General features: G+C 76.7%; 1 pseudogene. It reads right to left on the minus strand.

What is annotated here, in order from left to right:
- Positions 1-737: pseudogene (locus V2S66_RS34340) on the minus strand (nickel transporter); the annotation flags it as partial.
- Positions 738-752: the final 15 nt, after the last annotated feature.

Here is a 752-nt window from a genome sequence, read left to right on the forward strand (position 1 = left end):
CCGAGGGCCAGTACCGAGGCGGTGTGGGTGAGGGTGACGGTGGTGGCGACGGTGACCGCGTCGCGTGGGCGGCCCTGACGGCCGGCCAGGTAGGCGGCCATGATGGTCTTTCCGTGGCCGGGGAGCGCGGCGTGACCGGCTCCCAGGACCAGGGACATGAGGACAGCGAGCAGGCCGACGGGCAGCGTCAGCGTGCGCCGGTCGGTCAGCGCGCCCAGGTGGCGGTCGAGGGCGGCGTACCAGTGCGTGGCCCAGCCGGCCGCCGGGGTCCTGGCGGTGGTGGCGGGGCCGGGGCCGGCGCCGAGCAGCACGGCGGCGTGGCGGGTGTCCAGGGGGCTGGAGAGCAGGTCGGCGGGGTAGGTGTGCAGTTCGCCGGAGACCGAGCGTGCGGGGACGTCCGAGGTGGCGAGGGGGATGCCCGCGCCTCGTGCGGTGATCTCGTGCCAGCCGATGTGGGAGTCCTGGACTCCGGAGGTGAACCGCACGCGGGCGCCGCGGGCCAAGGTGGCCGGGGCGGTCAGCCGGCACTCCAGGCGGCCGGTGTGCAGGCCGGCCTGGCCCGGCAGGAGCCGGTAGGTGGCGGCCCGCAGCCGGAAGGTGAGCACGGCAGGCCCGGCGGGCTGTGCGGGCGGCGGCGCTGTGGTGGCGTGGATCCCGGCGGTCAGGGCCGAGCAGTCCCTGCCGGCCTGGGCGGATGCTTCCGCGGGGCTGAGCGTGCCGTCGTGGTCGGTGTCCATGGCCGGCTCGGCCTG

Origin of the sequence: Actinacidiphila polyblastidii (assembly GCF_036353415.1) — a bacterium.
GTDB lineage: Bacteria > Actinomycetota > Actinomycetes > Streptomycetales > Streptomycetaceae > Actinacidiphila > Actinacidiphila polyblastidii.